At 62.1% G+C, this 16,917-nt stretch carries 6 protein-coding genes and 1 pseudogene; 4 read left to right on the top strand and 3 right to left on the bottom strand.

All coding sequences use genetic code 11. The features are described 5' to 3' along the window. Positions 1-99: 99 nt before the first annotated feature. The 3 genes from HNQ71_RS13570 to HNQ71_RS13560 form a co-directional block, all read right to left on the bottom strand. Entirely contained in the window at positions 100-1,095 is a 996-nt protein-coding gene (locus tag HNQ71_RS13570) for an ABC transporter permease (RefSeq protein WP_095083296.1), read from the bottom strand. A 56-nt stretch (positions 1,096-1,151) separates the two neighbouring features. Next, positions 1,152-2,690 carry a sugar ABC transporter ATP-binding protein gene (locus HNQ71_RS13565; RefSeq protein ID WP_184873043.1) on the bottom strand — a complete coding sequence of 513 codons (1,539 nt, stop codon included), beginning with the start codon at positions 2,688-2,690 and terminating at the stop codon, positions 1,152-1,154. Positions 2,691-2,795: 105 nt separating this feature from the next. Then, complete coding sequence (locus tag HNQ71_RS13560; protein ID WP_184873042.1) at positions 2,796-3,758, bottom strand: sugar-binding protein; 963 nt, start codon at positions 3,756-3,758, stop codon at positions 2,796-2,798. Between the two features lie 579 nt (positions 3,759-4,337). Here HNQ71_RS13560 and HNQ71_RS13555 point away from each other — a divergent pair. From HNQ71_RS13555 to HNQ71_RS13545, 4 genes and pseudogenes are all read left to right on the top strand, one after another. After that, on the top strand, positions 4,338-5,450 hold the full coding sequence (locus HNQ71_RS13555) for a LacI family DNA-binding transcriptional regulator (RefSeq protein ID WP_184873041.1): 1,113 nt from the start codon (positions 4,338-4,340) through the stop codon (positions 5,448-5,450). Between the two features lie 463 nt (positions 5,451-5,913). Next, on the top strand, positions 5,914-12,969 hold the full coding sequence (locus HNQ71_RS13550; protein ID WP_184873040.1) for an Ig-like domain-containing protein: 7,056 nt from the start codon (positions 5,914-5,916) through the stop codon (positions 12,967-12,969). A gap of 107 nt (positions 12,970-13,076) precedes the next feature. Then, a pseudogene (locus HNQ71_RS35815) lies at positions 13,077-13,189 on the top strand (LacI family transcriptional regulator); the annotation flags it as partial. Positions 13,190-13,444: 255 nt separating this feature from the next. Continuing rightward, positions 13,445-16,894, top strand: a complete 3,450-nt coding sequence (locus tag HNQ71_RS13545) for a beta strand repeat-containing protein (protein WP_184873039.1) — start codon at positions 13,445-13,447, stop codon at positions 16,892-16,894. Positions 16,895-16,917: the final 23 nt, after the last annotated feature.

Raw genomic sequence — 16,917 nt, 5'->3', positions numbered from 1 at the left:
CGATATCAGGCATTTGGCCCGATATGCGTGTTCAGTGGATCGCAGAAGAACACCACGGCTGCAATCATTTCATCAATACAGCTATGCCGGGGCTGGCGGTTATTCAGCGGCCGCACCGGCCACGTTCTTGCGAGCGGCGTCGACCATCAGCCGCCTTGCCCGGAACACGCCCCATTGCTGGTCGACCAGCACGCCGATGAGGATGACGCCACCCATCACCGCGAAATTGAGCGAGGACGGGATGCCGAGCAGATTGACGAGGTTCTGCAGCTCCTGCAGCAGCACCGTGCCGAGGATGACGCCGATCAGCGAGCCCTCGCCGCCGCGCAGCGAGAAGCCGCCGAGCACGGCCGCGGCAATGGCATAAAGCTCGTAGAACTGGCCATGGCTGGCCGGCGAGATCGAGCGCGTGTACATGGCGAAATAGATCGCCGACAGCGCCGTCAGCACGCCGCAGATGACATAGGCGGCCATGACGACGCGGCCGGTGCGGATGCCGGAGTATTTCGCCGCCTCCTCGTTCTTGCCGATGGCGTAGAGATAGCGGCCGAACACCGAGCGGTGCAGCACCACCCACATGACGATGGAGATGACGATCAGCGCGATGAAGCTGTTCGGCACGCCCCAGGAGCGGCCGGCCGTCAGGAATTCCAGGTCAGGAAAATTCTGGCCGAAGGCGAAGCCGGCAGTGCCGTCGGCGGTGTAGAAGCGGGCGACGCCGCGATAGATCAGCAGGCCGCACAGGGTGACGACGAACGGCTGCAGCTTGAGCCGCGTGATCAGCCAGCCATGCACCAGGCCGATGATGGCGCCGAGCGCGATGATCAGCACGAAGGCCAGCGGCCAATCCAACTCGCGCACGGCGATGAAGTCGATGAACAGCGTTCCCAGCAACGCGACAACCGAGCCGACCGACAGTTCGATGCCGCCGGTGATGATGACGAAGGCCTGGCCGATCGACAGGATGCCGAACAGGCCGATCAGGTTCGAGGTGTTGGCGAGATTGATCGGCAACAGGAAGCGCGGGTTGATGATCGCCACCACCGTTCCGACCACCAGAATCAGGATCAGCAGGCCGAGATCTTTCTTGCTCATCGTCTTCTCCCCAATGCCGCCTGAGCAGATCGCGCTTCCCGCGACCCCACGGCAAACTATTTCGGCTGCTTGCCCACCGCCAGCAGCAGCACGTTTTCCTGACTGAACTGGTCCTTGTCGAGAATGCCCGAGATCTGGCCCTCATGCATGACGGCGATGCGGTCGGACACGCCGATCACCTCCTCCATGTCGCTGGAGATCATCAGCACGGCGACGCCCGCGTCGGCCAACGCCCGCATCAGCCCATAGATTTCCGCCTTGGCGCCGATATCGATGCCGCGCGTCGGCTCGTCGAGGATCATCACTTTCGGGTTCATGGCCAGCCACTTACCGAGCACGACCTTCTGCTGGTTGCCACCCGACAGCGTGCCGGTGCGTGTCTGCACCGACGGCGCCCTGATGCCGAGATTGCTCTTCTGCTTTTCGGCGGTGGCGGTCTCGGCACTTGTCGAAACCAGCGAGCGGCGCGCATGCGCCGGCAGATTGGGCAGCGAGATATTCTCAGCGATCGAAAGGTCGAGCAGGATGCCGGTCAGCTTGCGATCCTCGGGCACCAGGAAGATGCCGTGGGCGACGGCATCCGCCGCCGAGCCCAGCGCAAGCGGCTTGCCGCCAAGCTCGAGCGTGCCGCCAAGCCTGCTGTCGATGCCGAAAAACACCCGCGCCAGTTCGGTGCGGCCGGAGCCGACAAGCCCGGCAAGGCCGAGGATTTCGCCGCGCCTGACATCGAGATCGACAGGTCGGCTGGGATAGGCAGGGGTGCGGATAGCCTTGGCTGCAAGCGCGACCGCGCCGGGAGCCCGCGCGGCCTCGGAGGCTTTTTCGCGCTCCTTCAGCATGCGGCCGATCATCAGCTTGACCATCTGGTCGTGGTTGATGGCGCTCTTCTGCAGCGTGCCGGCCAACATGCCGTCGCGCAGCACGACGACGCGGTCGGCGACACGCTCGACCTCATGCAGGCGGTGCGAAATGAAGATGACGCTGATGCCGTCGGCCTTCAGCGCCTTGATGACGTCGAGCAATTTGTCGGTTTCGGCGAGCGGCAAGCTCGATGTCGGCTCGTCGAGGATGACCAGCCTTGCCTTGATCGACAGCGCCTTGGCGATCTCGACCATCTGCTGCTGGGCCAGCGACAGAGCGGCCACCGGCGTGTCGGACGAAAAATTGGCGCCGACGCGCTTCAGGAGTGGCGCCACCATGGTGCGCAGCCGGGCGCGGTCGACGAGCTTCAGTGCGCCGGCGCGCAACGGCTCGCGGCCAAAGAAGATGTTGGCGGCAACGTCGAGATTGTCGAACAGGTTGAGTTCCTGGTGGACGAAGGCGATGCCCGAACCGAGGCTGGCTTCGACCGAGAGCCCGTCATGCGCGATGCCGTCGACGGTGACGGTGCCGGTGTCGGGCCTGGTGACGCCGCCGAGGATCTTCATCAAGGTCGATTTGCCGGCGCCATTCTCGCCGACCAGGCCGATGACCTCGCCCGGCCTGACCTCCATGGAGAAGCCGTCGAGCGCGACGACGCCCGGATAGGTCTTGCGCACGTTCTCGAGCGTGAGGAACGGGGTGGACGCCGTTATGGATGTTTCGGAATAATTCATCACGCCTGACAGCAGCCGGTGGGCTACAGACTGACCGGCCTTCGCCGGCCCGTCAATACGAATGCCGGCCCGAGGCGAACCCCGGACCGGCGCAATTGCCTAGTCTCAGTTTCCGGACATCGCCTTCAGATTGGCGGCATAGGCATCGACGTCGTCCTTGCCGATGATCTTGGTCGGGATGATGATCAGGCCGCCCTCCGGGATGCCCGACTTGTCGCCCTTGAGATAGGCAGCCATCAGCTTCATGCCCTGATAGGCCCATTCGAAGGGCTGCTGCACGACGGTGGCGGCAACAGTGCCTTCCTTGACGCCGCCCAGCGTGATCGGATCGTCATCGAAGCCGACGACGGTGATCGAGCCGAGCTTGCCGGCGTCGCGCAGCGCTTCATAGATGCGCGGCGTGTTGTAGGAATAGAAGCCGACCATGCAGGTGACGTCGGGGCTGGCGACCAGCGCGTCCTCGACATTCTTCTTGGCGCGCGCCTGGTCGATGTCGTCGCCGCGCACGTCGATGAGTTCGATCTTGGTGCCGGCCAGACCATCCTTCATGCCCTGGATGCGCTCCTTGGCATTGTCGGCGCCGAGCAGGCCGACGAAGCCGAGGCACTTGCCGCCATCGGGCATTGCCTTCTTGGCGATCTCGGCCGCCTGCTTGCCGGCATCGACGTTGGACGAGCCGATATAGGCGACACGCTTGGTCTGCGGGGCGTCGCTGTCGGTGGTGAACAGCGCCGTTTGCGAGGCGATCTTGTTCAGCCCGTCGGTCGAGGTCTTGGGATCGACGGCCGAGACCATGATGCCCTTGACGCCGGCCGTCACCAGGTCATCCATCAGCCGCTGCTGGATGGCGACGGAGGACTGCTCGGGATATTTGAGCTCGAGATTGTAGTCCGGCAGTTCGCCTTGCGCCTTCTTGACGCCGGCTTCGGCGGCCTTCCAGAAATCGGAAGCGCCGTTGACGACGAAGGCCAGCGTGGGCTTGTCGTCGGCGCGTGCGATGGCCGTCGCCGTCAGGCCGATGAGCAGCGCCGCTGCGGCTACGGATGCATTTCGTATCAAGGATTTCATATTCAACCTCCCGTTTGGCTCAGTCGTTCGACTGGCCGATCCAAGTCACCTGAATTTGCCGTCTGCAGCTTGGACGCCCTCCTCCTCAAAGGGTCCCGGCGCCGAAACAACGGCGTCGATCCAGCTGCGATCATGGACTTTAGAGACTCATCCTTCGTTCGTAAATAGTCCGATTTGTCAGACATATCACTTGTCCGAGACAGAGCTTGCGGTGATAGTATCCGCTCGCCATCGGGCTGTTTTCACGCACTCCCACCGCTCCCGGACCGATCGGGCCGGATGCGATGGATTGACGGTACAGCGCATTTTTGTATTAGTAAACAGTATTAGTTTTTGAGCTCTTCCCGGGCAGTATTGCGGTTTCGCGGCGCACCTGCCGGCAAGACGGCGTATCGCCTGCGCCTGGGACCCGGGCCTTATGATCTTTGGGATTCGGACTGTGTCGCACTGCGTGAAAGAATGGACCTCGAGATCACTAATAGATATAAGTTTCTCTGGCGATTTCTATAAATCGATAATGTCGCGCCATCTTGTCGGCCTGACCGGCTGCCGCTAGACAGGCCTAGCATTGGGGATGCCATGAGCGAGACGACGGATCCGGAAACCCTCGACACGGCGAAACGGCGCAAGCCGCCGGCGAAGAGCGCCAGGGGCCGCGTCACCATGACCGACATCGCCAGGGCCGCCGGCTGCTCGCAGGCGACCGTGTCCTTCGTGCTCAACAATTCGCCAGGCATCAAGCTGTCGCAGCAGACCCGCGAACGAGTGATCGAGGCCGCGCGCTCCCTCGGCTATGCCGCGCCGGCCTTCTCTGCCCTGCGGGCGCCCGTGGCCTCGTTCGACGGGCTTGACGGGGTGATCGGCTTTGCCGTCGACCAGCTTGCCACCAGCCCCGAAGCCGTGGTCGCCATCGAAGGCGCGCGGCAGGCCTCGTGGAACGCCGGCAACGTGCTCCTGGTTGCGCAGACGCTGGGCGATTCCGTCATGGAGCCGCGCGCCATCGCCGCCTTGACCAAGCGGGGCATTTCGGCGCTGATATACATGACCATCTTCACCCGCGAGATAACAGCGCCCGACTATCTCTACGGCCTCGACATCCCGGTGATCCTGCTCAATTGCTATACGGCGGACTATGCCTTCCCGGCCGTGGTGCCGAGCGAGATCGCCGGCGGCCAAAACTCCACTCGCCATTTGATCAGCCACGGCCACCGTCGCATCGCCACCATCACCGGCGAACCGTGGATGCAGGCCGCGCAAGACCGGCTGAAGGGCTACCGCCGGGCGCTCGCCACCGCCGACATCCCCTTCGATCCGGAACTGGTGGTCGAGGGCGACTGGTCGGCCAGCGCCGGCTATGCCGCGACCGTCAAGCTGTTGGCACTGAAGGACCGGCCGACCGCGATCTTCTGCCAGAACGACCGCACCGCGATCGGCTGCTACGAGGCGCTGAAGGAAGCCGGCCTGCACATCCCGCAAGACATTTCCGTCGTCGGCTACGACGACGAGGAAATCGCCCGGCATCTGTTCCCGCCGCTGACGACCTCGATCCTGCCGCACATGGCAATGGGGCAATGGGCGATCGAACAGCTCGAGGCGCCGGCGGCGCCTGGGCGAGGACGCTATCCTATCACCAAGCTGGAATGCCCGCTGGTGGAACGGGAGAGTGTGCGGGCGGTGGCGGCCGCGTCCTAAAAAGGCGCGTCGCTTTTGAAGATGATACAGGCGACGCGCTTCCGGTCTTCCATTGTCGATAGGGCCTTCGCTGCCCGGTTGTCCGCGACCACGCAAAAGTCCGCCCAGAAATAGTCAAATGCCGCGAATTGACCGCGAGCAAGTCCCGACCTAGCGTCCGCCGCGGTTGGGTTTGGGTTGCCTCAAGAATTTGGTGCTTGAAACGGATGCGCGTGTCCTCGGCGCGGCATCCGGGCGGACAGCTGTGTCCTGTCGACAGGCTCCAAGCAGGGCACGAGGGCGGATGACGCTTGAGCGGCATGTCTTTTCGGATGGCGGGGCGCGCGCCTGCGGTCCAGGACGCGGCGCGTTGGCGCATTCCTCTTGCCGACCGGGGTCGGCGGCTAAACCCACCGGATCAATTTTCGCGGCGAACCCGGCCATCCCAGCCGGGCGTCGATACGACCGCTAACGAGGGACGACGATGACCACTTTCACGATCTCCGACCAGGCCACCCTCAACGCGGCGATCACCGCTATTGCGGGCCGCGCCGGGACCGACATCTTCAATTTCACGACCAGCTTCACGCTCAGCGGGAATATGACGCCGCTGTTCCTGACGGCGGGCGAAAACCTGACGATCAACGGCAATGGCCAGACAATTGACGGCGCCAACACCTATGGCGGCTTCGTCATCGAGCACGGCACCGTCGCGATCAACGACCTCGACATCGTCCACACCACGGCAAGAGGCGGCACTGGCGGCGTGTGGCAAGGCAATGGCAGCGGCGGCGGCGCCGGGCTGGGCGGTGGCCTGTTCGTCGGCGCCGGCGCCAATGTGACGATCAGCAATGTCGATTTCACCGGCGACCGGGCAATCGGCGGCAATGGCGGCGGTATCAGCAGCACTTTCGCCAATGGCGGCCTGTGGAATGGCTTCCTCAACGATGGCACCGGCTTCGGCATAGGCGGCATAGGCGGCACTGGCTCCGGCCCTGGCGGCAGTGGCGCAAGTGGCGGCTTCGGCGCCGGCGGTGGCGCGGCCACCCCCTCTGCCGGCGCTCCCAATGTGCCTGGAAATGGCGGCTGGGGCGCCGGTGGAGGCGGCGTCGGAAGCTTCAGCCATGCCGGGTACGCCGGTGGCGGCGGCGGCCTGGGAGCAGGCGGCGCCATCTTCGTCGACACGTTTGGCACGCTGACCATCGCCGGAGGCACGATCTCCGGCGGCGCGGTGCAAGGGGGCGCGGCTGGCCCGAATCAGGGCATCGGGGTCCAGGGCGGCGGCGGCGGCGGGTCGTCCGGTTCCGGCATCTTCCTGCACGGCGCGACCATAAATTTCACGACGGCGCTCGGGCAGATCTCGACCATCAACGATGTCATCCAGGACGGCGAGGGCATCGGCGGCATCGTCATGCGAGGCGCCGGAACGCTGCAACTGGGCGGCGCCAACGGCTTTGCCGGCGGTATCACCGTTTACAGCGGCACGCTTTCGCTGGCCAACACAACCGCCGCCGGCTCAGGCGCCATCAACTTCTTCGGCCATGGCGCGCTGCAGCTTGCCGCCGGCGTGAACATCGCCAACCAGCTCAAGAATTTCGGCACGTCCGACACGATTTCACTGCTCGGCTTTGGTTCGGCCACCGGCGTGTCGTATAATTCAGGCACCCATATTCTGACGGTCACCCGCGCTTCGGGGGGCAGCGAAACGCTGCAGCTCGATCTTACCCACAACTATGCCGGCAATCATTTCGTGATGGCGACCGACGCCAACGGCAACACGACGATCTCGATCGCCAGCCTCATCGCCAACGGCGACTTCCAGCTCATCGACCTGTCGGACACCGGCCCCGGCGTCAGTGTCGATCACACCGCCGGCAATACCGTGAATGGCTCGCTGACGGGCTGGACCGGATCCGGCTCGTTCGGTGCGTTTGCGCCGACATCTGCCGCTTCGACCGGCTTTGCCGGCAACAACATCGGCTTTCTGAGTGCACAAAACAGCAGCGTATCGCAAACGGTCAACGCGCCTGGAAACTTCGACAGCTACAGCGTCGCGTTCGACCTGGGCAGCCGGGCCGACGCGGGCAACGGAACCACGGTGCGGGTGCAGGTCTTCGCGGGCGGGATCCAGATCGCCTCGCAGGACTACGACACCTCATCGGCTGTGCAGGCCCATGGCAGCGTCGCGCACTACGTGCTGAACACAGCCGCGCTTGACGCGACCACACGCGGCTTGGCCGTCAAGGTCATCATCACCGAAATCGGCACTGGCCAGGCGCTGTTCGACAATGTCGTGCTGACCGGCATCGACACCACCGCGCCTGTCGTGACCAATCATCTCCAGACCGATACCGGCATTTCGAGCATCGACACCATCACCAACGCCGCCACACTGACCGGGACGGGCGACGCCAACGCGATCGTGCATTTCACCGTCGACGGCACGCTCATCGGCCAGACGGCGACCGCCAACGCCGCCGGCGTGTGGACATTCACGCCGACCGGCCTCTTGAATGGCCAGCATACCATCGTGGCGAGCGAAACCGACGACGCCGGCAACACCGGAACCTCGTCGCTGACCTTCACCCTCGACACCACCTTGCCGGCGGTGACCAACCATCTCCAGAGCGATACCGGCATTTTGGGCAGCGACACCATCACCAATGTCGCGACATTGACGGGATCGGGTGACGCCAACGCGATCGTCCACTTCACCGTCGACGGCAACCCAATCGCCCAGACGGCGACGGCCAACGGCGCCGGCGTCTGGACACTCACGCCGACTGGCCTGCTGGACGGCCAGCACACCATCGTGGCGAGCCAGACCGACAATGCCGGCAATACCGGAACGGCGTCGCTGACCTTCACCCTCGACACCACCGTGCCGCAGGTGACCAACCATCTCCAGACCGATACCGGCATTTCGGGCAGCGACACCATCACCAATGTCGCGACGGTGACCGGATCGGGTGACGCGAACGCCATCGTGCATTTCTCCGTCGACGGCAATGCCATCGCCCAGACGGCGACAGCCAACGGCGCCGGCGTCTGGACCTTCACGCCGACCGGCCTGCTCGACGGCCAGCACACCATCGTGGCAAGCCAAACGGACGCCGCCGGCAACACCGCAACGTCGTCGCTGGACTTCACCCTCGACACCAGCGCTCCGACCCTGACGATCTCCAGCGATAGCGACCAGATCCATGCCGGCGAATCGGCAACGATCACGTTCACCTTCAGCGAGGACCCCGGTTCGACCTTCGCGTGGGATGGCACGACGGGCGATGTCACCGTCAACGGCGGTACGCTCAGCGCGATCACCGGCACGGGCCTGACGCGGACGGCCATTTTCACGCCCCACGCGGTGCATGGCAGCATCGGCGTCGCCGGCGCAACCTATAGCGATGCCGCGGGCAATCCCGGTGGCGCAGGCAATGCGCTGGCGCTGACCGGACTCGATCACAACAGGGTCAGCGGCACCGCGTTCGACGACAAAAACGGCAACGGCATCAATGACGACGGTGCCGTGCTGAGCGGAATTGCCGTGCACCTTCTCGGCACGGACCATCTCGGCAACGCGGTCAACGTCTCGACAACGACCGGTGTGGATGGGGGCTATTCCTTCACCGACATTGTGGATGGCGCCTATTCTGTCCAGTTCGACGCCGACGGTCATATTTTCTCACCGGCGAACCAAGGTGGTGATGCCGCCCTCGATAGCGACGTCAATTCCCTGGGCATCGCGCCGACGATCGTCCTCGTGGAAAACGCCGACATTTCCCATGTGGACGCCGGCATGGCCGTGCCCGCCACGGTCGGCGATTTCGTTTTCAACGACACCAACCTCAACGGTCGCCAGGATGTCGGCGAGGCGGGGATTGCCGGCGTTTCCGTCTCACTTGTCGATACATCCGCGGCGCATAGCATCCTGGCAACCGCCACCACCGATGCGAACGGGCACTACAATTTCACCAATCTCCTGCCGGGTTCCTATCAGCTGCAGTTCACGGCGCCCTCGGGATATGTGCTGACGACGCAGGACTCGCCTGTCTCCAACGACGCGACCGACAGCGACGTGTCCGAGTCAACCGGCCTGACAGGTGCATTCAGCCTGATCGAAGGCCAGAACGACACCAGCCGCGATGCCGGCATGTATGCCTTGCCGACCTTCGCCGCTCTCGACGGCGACACGGCGACCTTCACCGAGGACGGGCCGGCAGTGCATCTCGACACCGGCATCGCCGCTTCGCTGGCCGATGCCGACGGGACGATCTTTTACACCTACGATTCAAACAATCTGGTGCAGCCCGGGCATCTTACGATCTCGATCACCGGCGGCGGCACGGCGGCCGAGGACGTGCTTGGCTTCGACACGTCAGGCGATGTTTCGCTTTCCGACGGCCTCACCGCCGGCAGCGTCGTCACGGTAGGCGGGGTAACCGTCGGAACGATCGCGGCCGGTGGCGATGGCCAGAACGGACATGACCTGACCGTCACTCTCGATCTTTCGCTGAACAACGCGAAGTTCGAAACGCTGCTGCATGCGTTGACCTATTCCAACAGCAATGGCGCCGACCCGTCGGCCGCCGACCGCACGGTCACCGTGAGCTTCGACGGCGACCTGCAGACGCATACTGCAACGACGACGGTTCACATCACCGCCGTCAACGACGCGCCGGTAGCCGCGAACGACAGCTACAACGCCAGCGAGGACACGCAGCTGACGATTGCGGCGCCCGGCCTGCTGGCCAACGACAGCGATGCCGACCACGATCCGCTGACGGCGCTGCTGGTCAACGGCCCGTCGCACGGCGTGCTGACGCTGAATGCCGACGGATCGCTGAGCTACACGGCGGACGCCAACTACAATGGCGCCGACAGCTTCACCTATAGGGTCGGTGACGGAACGACGACCTCGAACGTCGCCACGGTCAGCATAGACGTGGCGGCGATCGATGACCCCGGGCTTGCGGCGGTCGATTCCTTCTCGACCAACGAGGCGACCGCGATCGGCCCGGGCTTCAACGTCTTCGCCGACAATGGCGACGGCGTCGATGTCGACATCGACAATCCGCTTTCGGTCGCTGCCGTGAACGGCGTCGCCGGCAATGTCGGCACCGAGATCACGCTGGCCTCCGGCGCGCTGTTGACGCTGAAAGCGGACGGCACCTTCGACTACGACCCGAATGGTGTCTTGAACGACCTGCCCGGCGCGTCGTCGGGTGCGAGCAACACGACGGCAACCGACAGCTTCACCTATACGCTCGCCGGCGGCAGCATCGGTACGGTGACCATCGCCGTGCACGGGGTCGATGGCGACGGCGACAATCTGGTCGGCACGGCGGGCGCCGACACGCTGAATGGCGGCATCGGCGCCGACACCATGCATGGCCTTGCCGGCAACGACATCTACACCGTCGACAACGCAGGCGACCAGGTGTTCGAGGCGGCGGGCGAAGGCAGCAACGACACCGTCCGCACCTCGGTCAGCTATGCACTTGCCACGGGCCAGCAGATCGAGACGCTGGCAACGGAGAATGCTGCGGCCACGACCGCCATCACCCTGACCGGCAATGAATTCGCTCAAACCATCATCGGCAATGCCGGCGCCAACATCATCGACGGCCTTGGCGGCGCCGACACCATGCAAGGCGGCCTCGGCAACGACACCTACACTGTCGACAATGCCGGCGACCAGGTGATCGAGGCGAACGGCCAGGGCACCGACAGTGTCTTCAGCTCCGTCTCCTTCAATCTCTCCGGCCAGGAGATCGAGACCCTAACCCTGACCGGCACAGGGTCCATCAACGGCACCGGCAATCAACTTGCCAACACCATCACCGGCAATAGCGGCGACAACGTCATCGACGGTCTCGGCGGCGCCGACACCATGCAAGGCGGCACCGGCAACGACAGCTATTATGTCGACAATGCCGGCGACCGTGTCTTCGAGCTCAACGGCCAGGGCATCGACAGCGTCTTCAGTTCCGTGTCCTTCAACCTCTCAGGCCAGGAGCTGGAGAACCTGACGCTGCTCGGCGCCGCAAGCATCGACGGCACCGGCAATTCGACCGGCAATGTTCTCACTGGCAATTCAGGCGCCAACACGCTCACCGGGCTCGGCGGCAACGACACGCTGGACGGCAAGGCGGGCGCCGACACCATGCAAGGCGGTATCGGCAACGACATCTATTACGTCGACGATGCCGGCGACCATATCATCGAGGCCAACGGCCAGGGCACCGACAGCGTCTTCAGTTCTGTATCCTTCAACCTCTCCGGCCAGGAGCTGGAAAACCTGACGCTGCTCGGCGCGGCAAACATCGACGGCACCGGCAATTCCACCGGCAATTTTCTCACTGGCAATGCCGGCGCCAACACGCTCTTCGGGCTGGGCGGCAACGACACGCTGGATGGCATGGCTAGCGCCGACACCATGCAGGGCGGCCTCGGCAACGACACCTATTTCGTCGACAATGTCGGCGATCATGTCATCGAGCTCAACGGCCAGGGCTTCGATACCGTCAACAGCGCCATTTCGTTCAACCTCTCCGGCCAGGAGCTGGAGAACCTGACGCTTCTCGGCACGGGCAACATCAACGGCACCGGCAATTCGACCATCAACGACATCACCGGCAACAGCGGCGACAACATCCTCGACGGCCTCGGCGGCGCCGACAGCATGTGGGGCGGCCTCGGCAACGACACCTATTTCGTCGACAATCCTGGCGATCATATCTTCGAGCTCAACGGCCAGGGCATCGACAGCGTCTTCAGTTCCGTCTCCTTCAACCTCTCAGGCCAGGAGCTGGAAAACTTGACGCTGACCGGCGCGGGCAACCTCAACGGCACCGGCAATTCGACCGGCAACACGCTGAACGGCAATGCCGGCGCCAACACGCTCATCGGCCTTGGCGGCAACGACACGCTGGATGGCAAGGCCGGCGCCGACACGATGCAGGGCGGCACCGGCAACGACATCTACTTCGTCGACAATGCCGGCGACCGGGCGATCGAGCTCGACGGCCAGGGCACCGACACGGTCAACAGTTCCGTCAGCTTCAATCTCTCCGGCCAGGAACTGGAGAACCTCAACCTGCGCAGCGGGGCTTCCATCAACGGCACCGGCAACCACATCGACAACATCATCACCGGCAATTCCGGCGACAACATCATCAACGGCCTCAGCGGCAACGACACGCTGACCGGTGCGCTGGGCCATGACAGTTTCCTCTTCACCACCGCACTCAGCCTCGTCGTCAATGTCGACACCATCACCGACTTCTCGGTGGTCGACGACACCATCGTGCTCGATCACGCCATCTTTGCAGCTCTTGCCGGCAACGGCACGCTGAGCGCCGACCGGTTCACCGCCAACGCCACGGGCACCGCGACCGATGCCAACCAGCACATCATCTACGAGACCGACACCGGCTGGCTCTACTATGACAGCAACGGCGATGCCGCCGGCGGCGCGAAGCATTTCGCCACGGTGGCGGCGAATCTGGCGATGACCAATGCGGATTTTGTTGTGATGTGAGGGGCGAAGGCAGAGGGACGCCATCCGGGGGAGCTGGGATGGTGGGCTTTCGTGGGCGGAACCCCTGAGACGGTCGATACGAGGAACTGTCGCCACCTCACGCGCCGTGGATGCAGGCCGCGCAAGACCGGCTGAAGGGCTACCGCCGGGCGCTCGCGACATTCCGTTCGATCCGGAACTGGTGGTCGAAGGCGGCTGGTCAGTCGGCGCCAGCATCGCGATCAATGAGGGTGAGGAGGGCTTCATCGTAACTCTGGAGCATTCCAGAAAAGCGCAGCCTCTGGCGGTCGTTATAGAGCGCCTACCGGGCCCTGATTCCTAAGGTCGACAGCGCTTGTCGTAGTTCCTATTAGGCATGCAGATTGTTCTTGAAATATAGAGCAAGGGGCCTTGGATACTACCGCAGCCAAAGCTAATTGTATCCTTCCAGTCTGCATTTTGAAATTCGATCCCATACAGCGGTGGATAAAACGAGATGACGCAGCCGGCAACGATCTACGGCACCGATGGGGATGACCACAACCTGGACGGGAGCGATGGAGACACCGTGTTCGGTCTGGGCGGTAATGATTATATGGAAGGAGGCGGTAGCTATCTATATGGCGGTGACGGTGACGATTATATCAGAGACGTATCGTTTGGCCCCACGGTAATATTTGGTGGCTCCGGCAATGACACCATCACCGATGCTATGGGCAGCGACACGATCGATGCCGGATCGGGCGACGACATCTTCGGTTTCAGCTTGGCGTTTGGTGGAGGAGAGATTGTAGACGTCGACGTGGTCGACCTCGGGGAAGGTAACGATATTTGTGGTCTCGCATTGATACCTCAGCTTCGTGCACACGGCTCAGTTACTGGCGGCGGAGGCGTTGATACGCTGCAGGTTGAAGGAGCCACAGGTGGTGTTGGGGACGTTTTCTCATATGATTTCAGGCTCGCGGCCGGTAGCGGAACTATGAATATCGGCATATTTTCAGTAACAAGTTTCGAGCAGGTAGTTTTTGTAGGAGAAGTTGCTAGGTACAATATACAGTTTGGAAATCTTAATGATGTTTACTACTCCAGCTATGCAGGCGGTGAGGCTTTCGGCAATGGCGGAGATGACATTCTTTCAAGCCACGGATCAGCTGGGAATAGGCTCCATGGTGGGGATGGTAATGATATTATCATACCAGATGGAGGAAACGCAAAAGCAAATTCAGCTTTCGGCGATAATGGAAACGATCAGATATATTATAATTATAATTACGCCGACTACAATTCTAATGCTCAGTTGTCAGGTGGCGCAGGCGAAGACGGCTTCTTGAGCATCGGCGCAGTGGGTTCGACAGACGAGCACGATACTATACTTGATTTTGAACTGGGAAAGGACTGGCTTGGTTTTTCTTTCGACGCCGCCTCACAAGTGGACATAAATGTTACACAAAAAAAGGCGATGCAGAAATACAATATAATTGACAATCATGATGTACTGTCGTTCGACACACCATCTTCGCAATATGGTGGACCCATTTTAATTCATATTTCTTACGACAGACATAGTGGTGAGCTTTTTGTTAGCGCAGGCTACCAAGGAGGTTTGCAGCTTGTTATTAATGGTGCCCCTCATCTTACTGTCTCGGATTTCTTTTCCTTAACCATTCAGGACGGAGCTACTTTCAACGACCTTGTTCAGGGAAATGAAGACAATAATTTTCTCACTGGAGACGAGCAAGCTTTCGGCCGAGCCGTCGGCGGTGATGACATCATGTACGGTTATGGTGGCGACGACACCATTATAGGCGATGCTGGCAACGATACCATCTATGGCGGCAACGGGAATGATAGTCTCCACGGTGAAATCGGAGCCGATCATCTCGACGGCGGTGGCGGTTCCGATACTGCTTTCTATGACACGTCGGAATCGGCGGTAGTGGTCAGCTTAATGACGGGTAAAGGCACAGCTGGGGATGCTGCCGGAGACACATTAACGTCGATCGAGAATCTCGTCGGTTCCTGGTTTGCGGATACCCTCACCGGGAACAACCTGGACAACGTTTTGATAGGAGCACACAACAACGATCCCTGGTGGTTCGCCAAGCCTGTCGAGGGCGGAGATACGCTACTCGGCTTCGGGGGCAATGATATTCTCGACGGTGGCGGTGGCGCCGACACAATGGACGGTGGCGGTGGCGTCGACACAATGGTCGGCGGCACCGGCAACGACACCTATTGGGCCGACAATGCCGGCGACCATGTCGTTGAATTGAACGGCCAAGGCACGGATACTGTCAACTGTACCTTCTCCTTCAATCTTTCAGGCCAGGAACTGGAAAACCTGACGCTGACTGGATTGGCGAATATCAACGGCACCGGCAATTCCTTCGCCAATGTCATCACCGGCAATTCCGGCGTCAACACGCTGATCGGCCTTGACGGCAGCGATACGCTGGACGGCAAGGAGGGCGCCGATACGATGCAAGGCGGCATCGGCAACGACACCTACTTCGTCGACAATGCCGGCGATATCGTCAGTGAAAGCACCGTCGGCGCCAACGGCACCGATATCGTCAACAGCTACATCTCGATCAACCTCAGCGATGGCAACCACTTCACAGACAACATCGAGAACGTCGCACTGCGCAGTGCAGCCTCGATCAACGCCACCGGCAACAGCCTGGCCAACGCGATGAACGGCAATTCGGGTGTCAACACGCTGATCGGCCTGGGCGGCAACGACACGCTGGACGGCAAGGAAGGCGCCGATACGATGCAAGGCGGCATCGGCAACGACACCTACTATGTCGACAATGCCAGCGATATCGTCAGTGAAAGCACCGCCGGCGCCGACGGCTCGGATATCGTCAATGGCTATATCTCGATCAACCTCAGTGATGGCAACCACTTCACGGGCAATATCGAGAACGTCGCACTGCGCAGTGCAGCCTCGATCAACGCCACCGGCAACAGTCTGGCCAATACGCTGACCGGCAATTCGGGTGTCAACACGCTCACCGGCCTGGGCGGCAACGACACGCTGGACGGCAAGGAAGGTGCCGACAGCATGTATGGCGGGGCCGGCAACGACACTTACTATGTCGACAATGCCGGCGATATCGTCAGTGAAAGCACCGCCGGCGCCGACGGCACCGATATTGTCAATGGCTATATCTCGATCAACCTCAGCAATGGCAACCACTTCACGGGCAATATCGAGAACGTCGCGCTGCGCAGTGCGGCCTCGATCAACGCCACCGGCAACAGTCTGGCCAATACGCTGACCGGCAATTCGGGCGTCAACACGCTCACCGGCCTGGGCGGCAACGACACGCTGGATGGCAAGGAAGGCGCCGACACCATGCAAGGCGGCGTCGGCAACGACACCTACTGGGTCGACAATGCCGGCGACCATGTCATCGAGCTCAACGGCCAGGGCACCGACAGCGTCTTCAGTTCCGTCTCCTTCAACCTCTCTGGCCAGGAGCTGGAAAACCTGACCCTGACCGGCGCGGGCAACCTCAACGGCACCGGCAATTCGACCGGCAACACGCTCAACGGCAATTCCGGCGACAACATCATCAACGGCCTCAGCGGCAACGACACGCTGACCGGTGCGCAGGGCCATGACAGTTTCCTCTTCACCACCGCACTCAGCCTCGTCGTCAATGTCGACACCATCACCGACTTCTCGGTGGACGACGACACCATCGTGCTCGATCACGCCATCTTCGCCGCACTTGCCGGCAACGGCACGCTGAGCGCCGACCAATTCACCGCCAACGCCTCCGGCACCGCCACAGACGCCAACCAGCACATCATCTACGCGACCGACACCGGTTGGCTCTACTACGACAGCAACGGCGATGCCGCAGGCGGCTCGAAGCATTTCGCGACGGTGGCGGCGAATTTGGCGATGACCAACGCGGATTTTGTTGTGATGTGAGGGGCGAAGGGCGAAAGCTGGAA

Source organism: Mesorhizobium sangaii, from assembly GCF_014207355.1.
GTDB lineage: Bacteria > Pseudomonadota > Alphaproteobacteria > Rhizobiales > Rhizobiaceae > Mesorhizobium > Mesorhizobium sangaii.
This window is presented reverse-complemented; position numbering and strand designations above follow the sequence as displayed.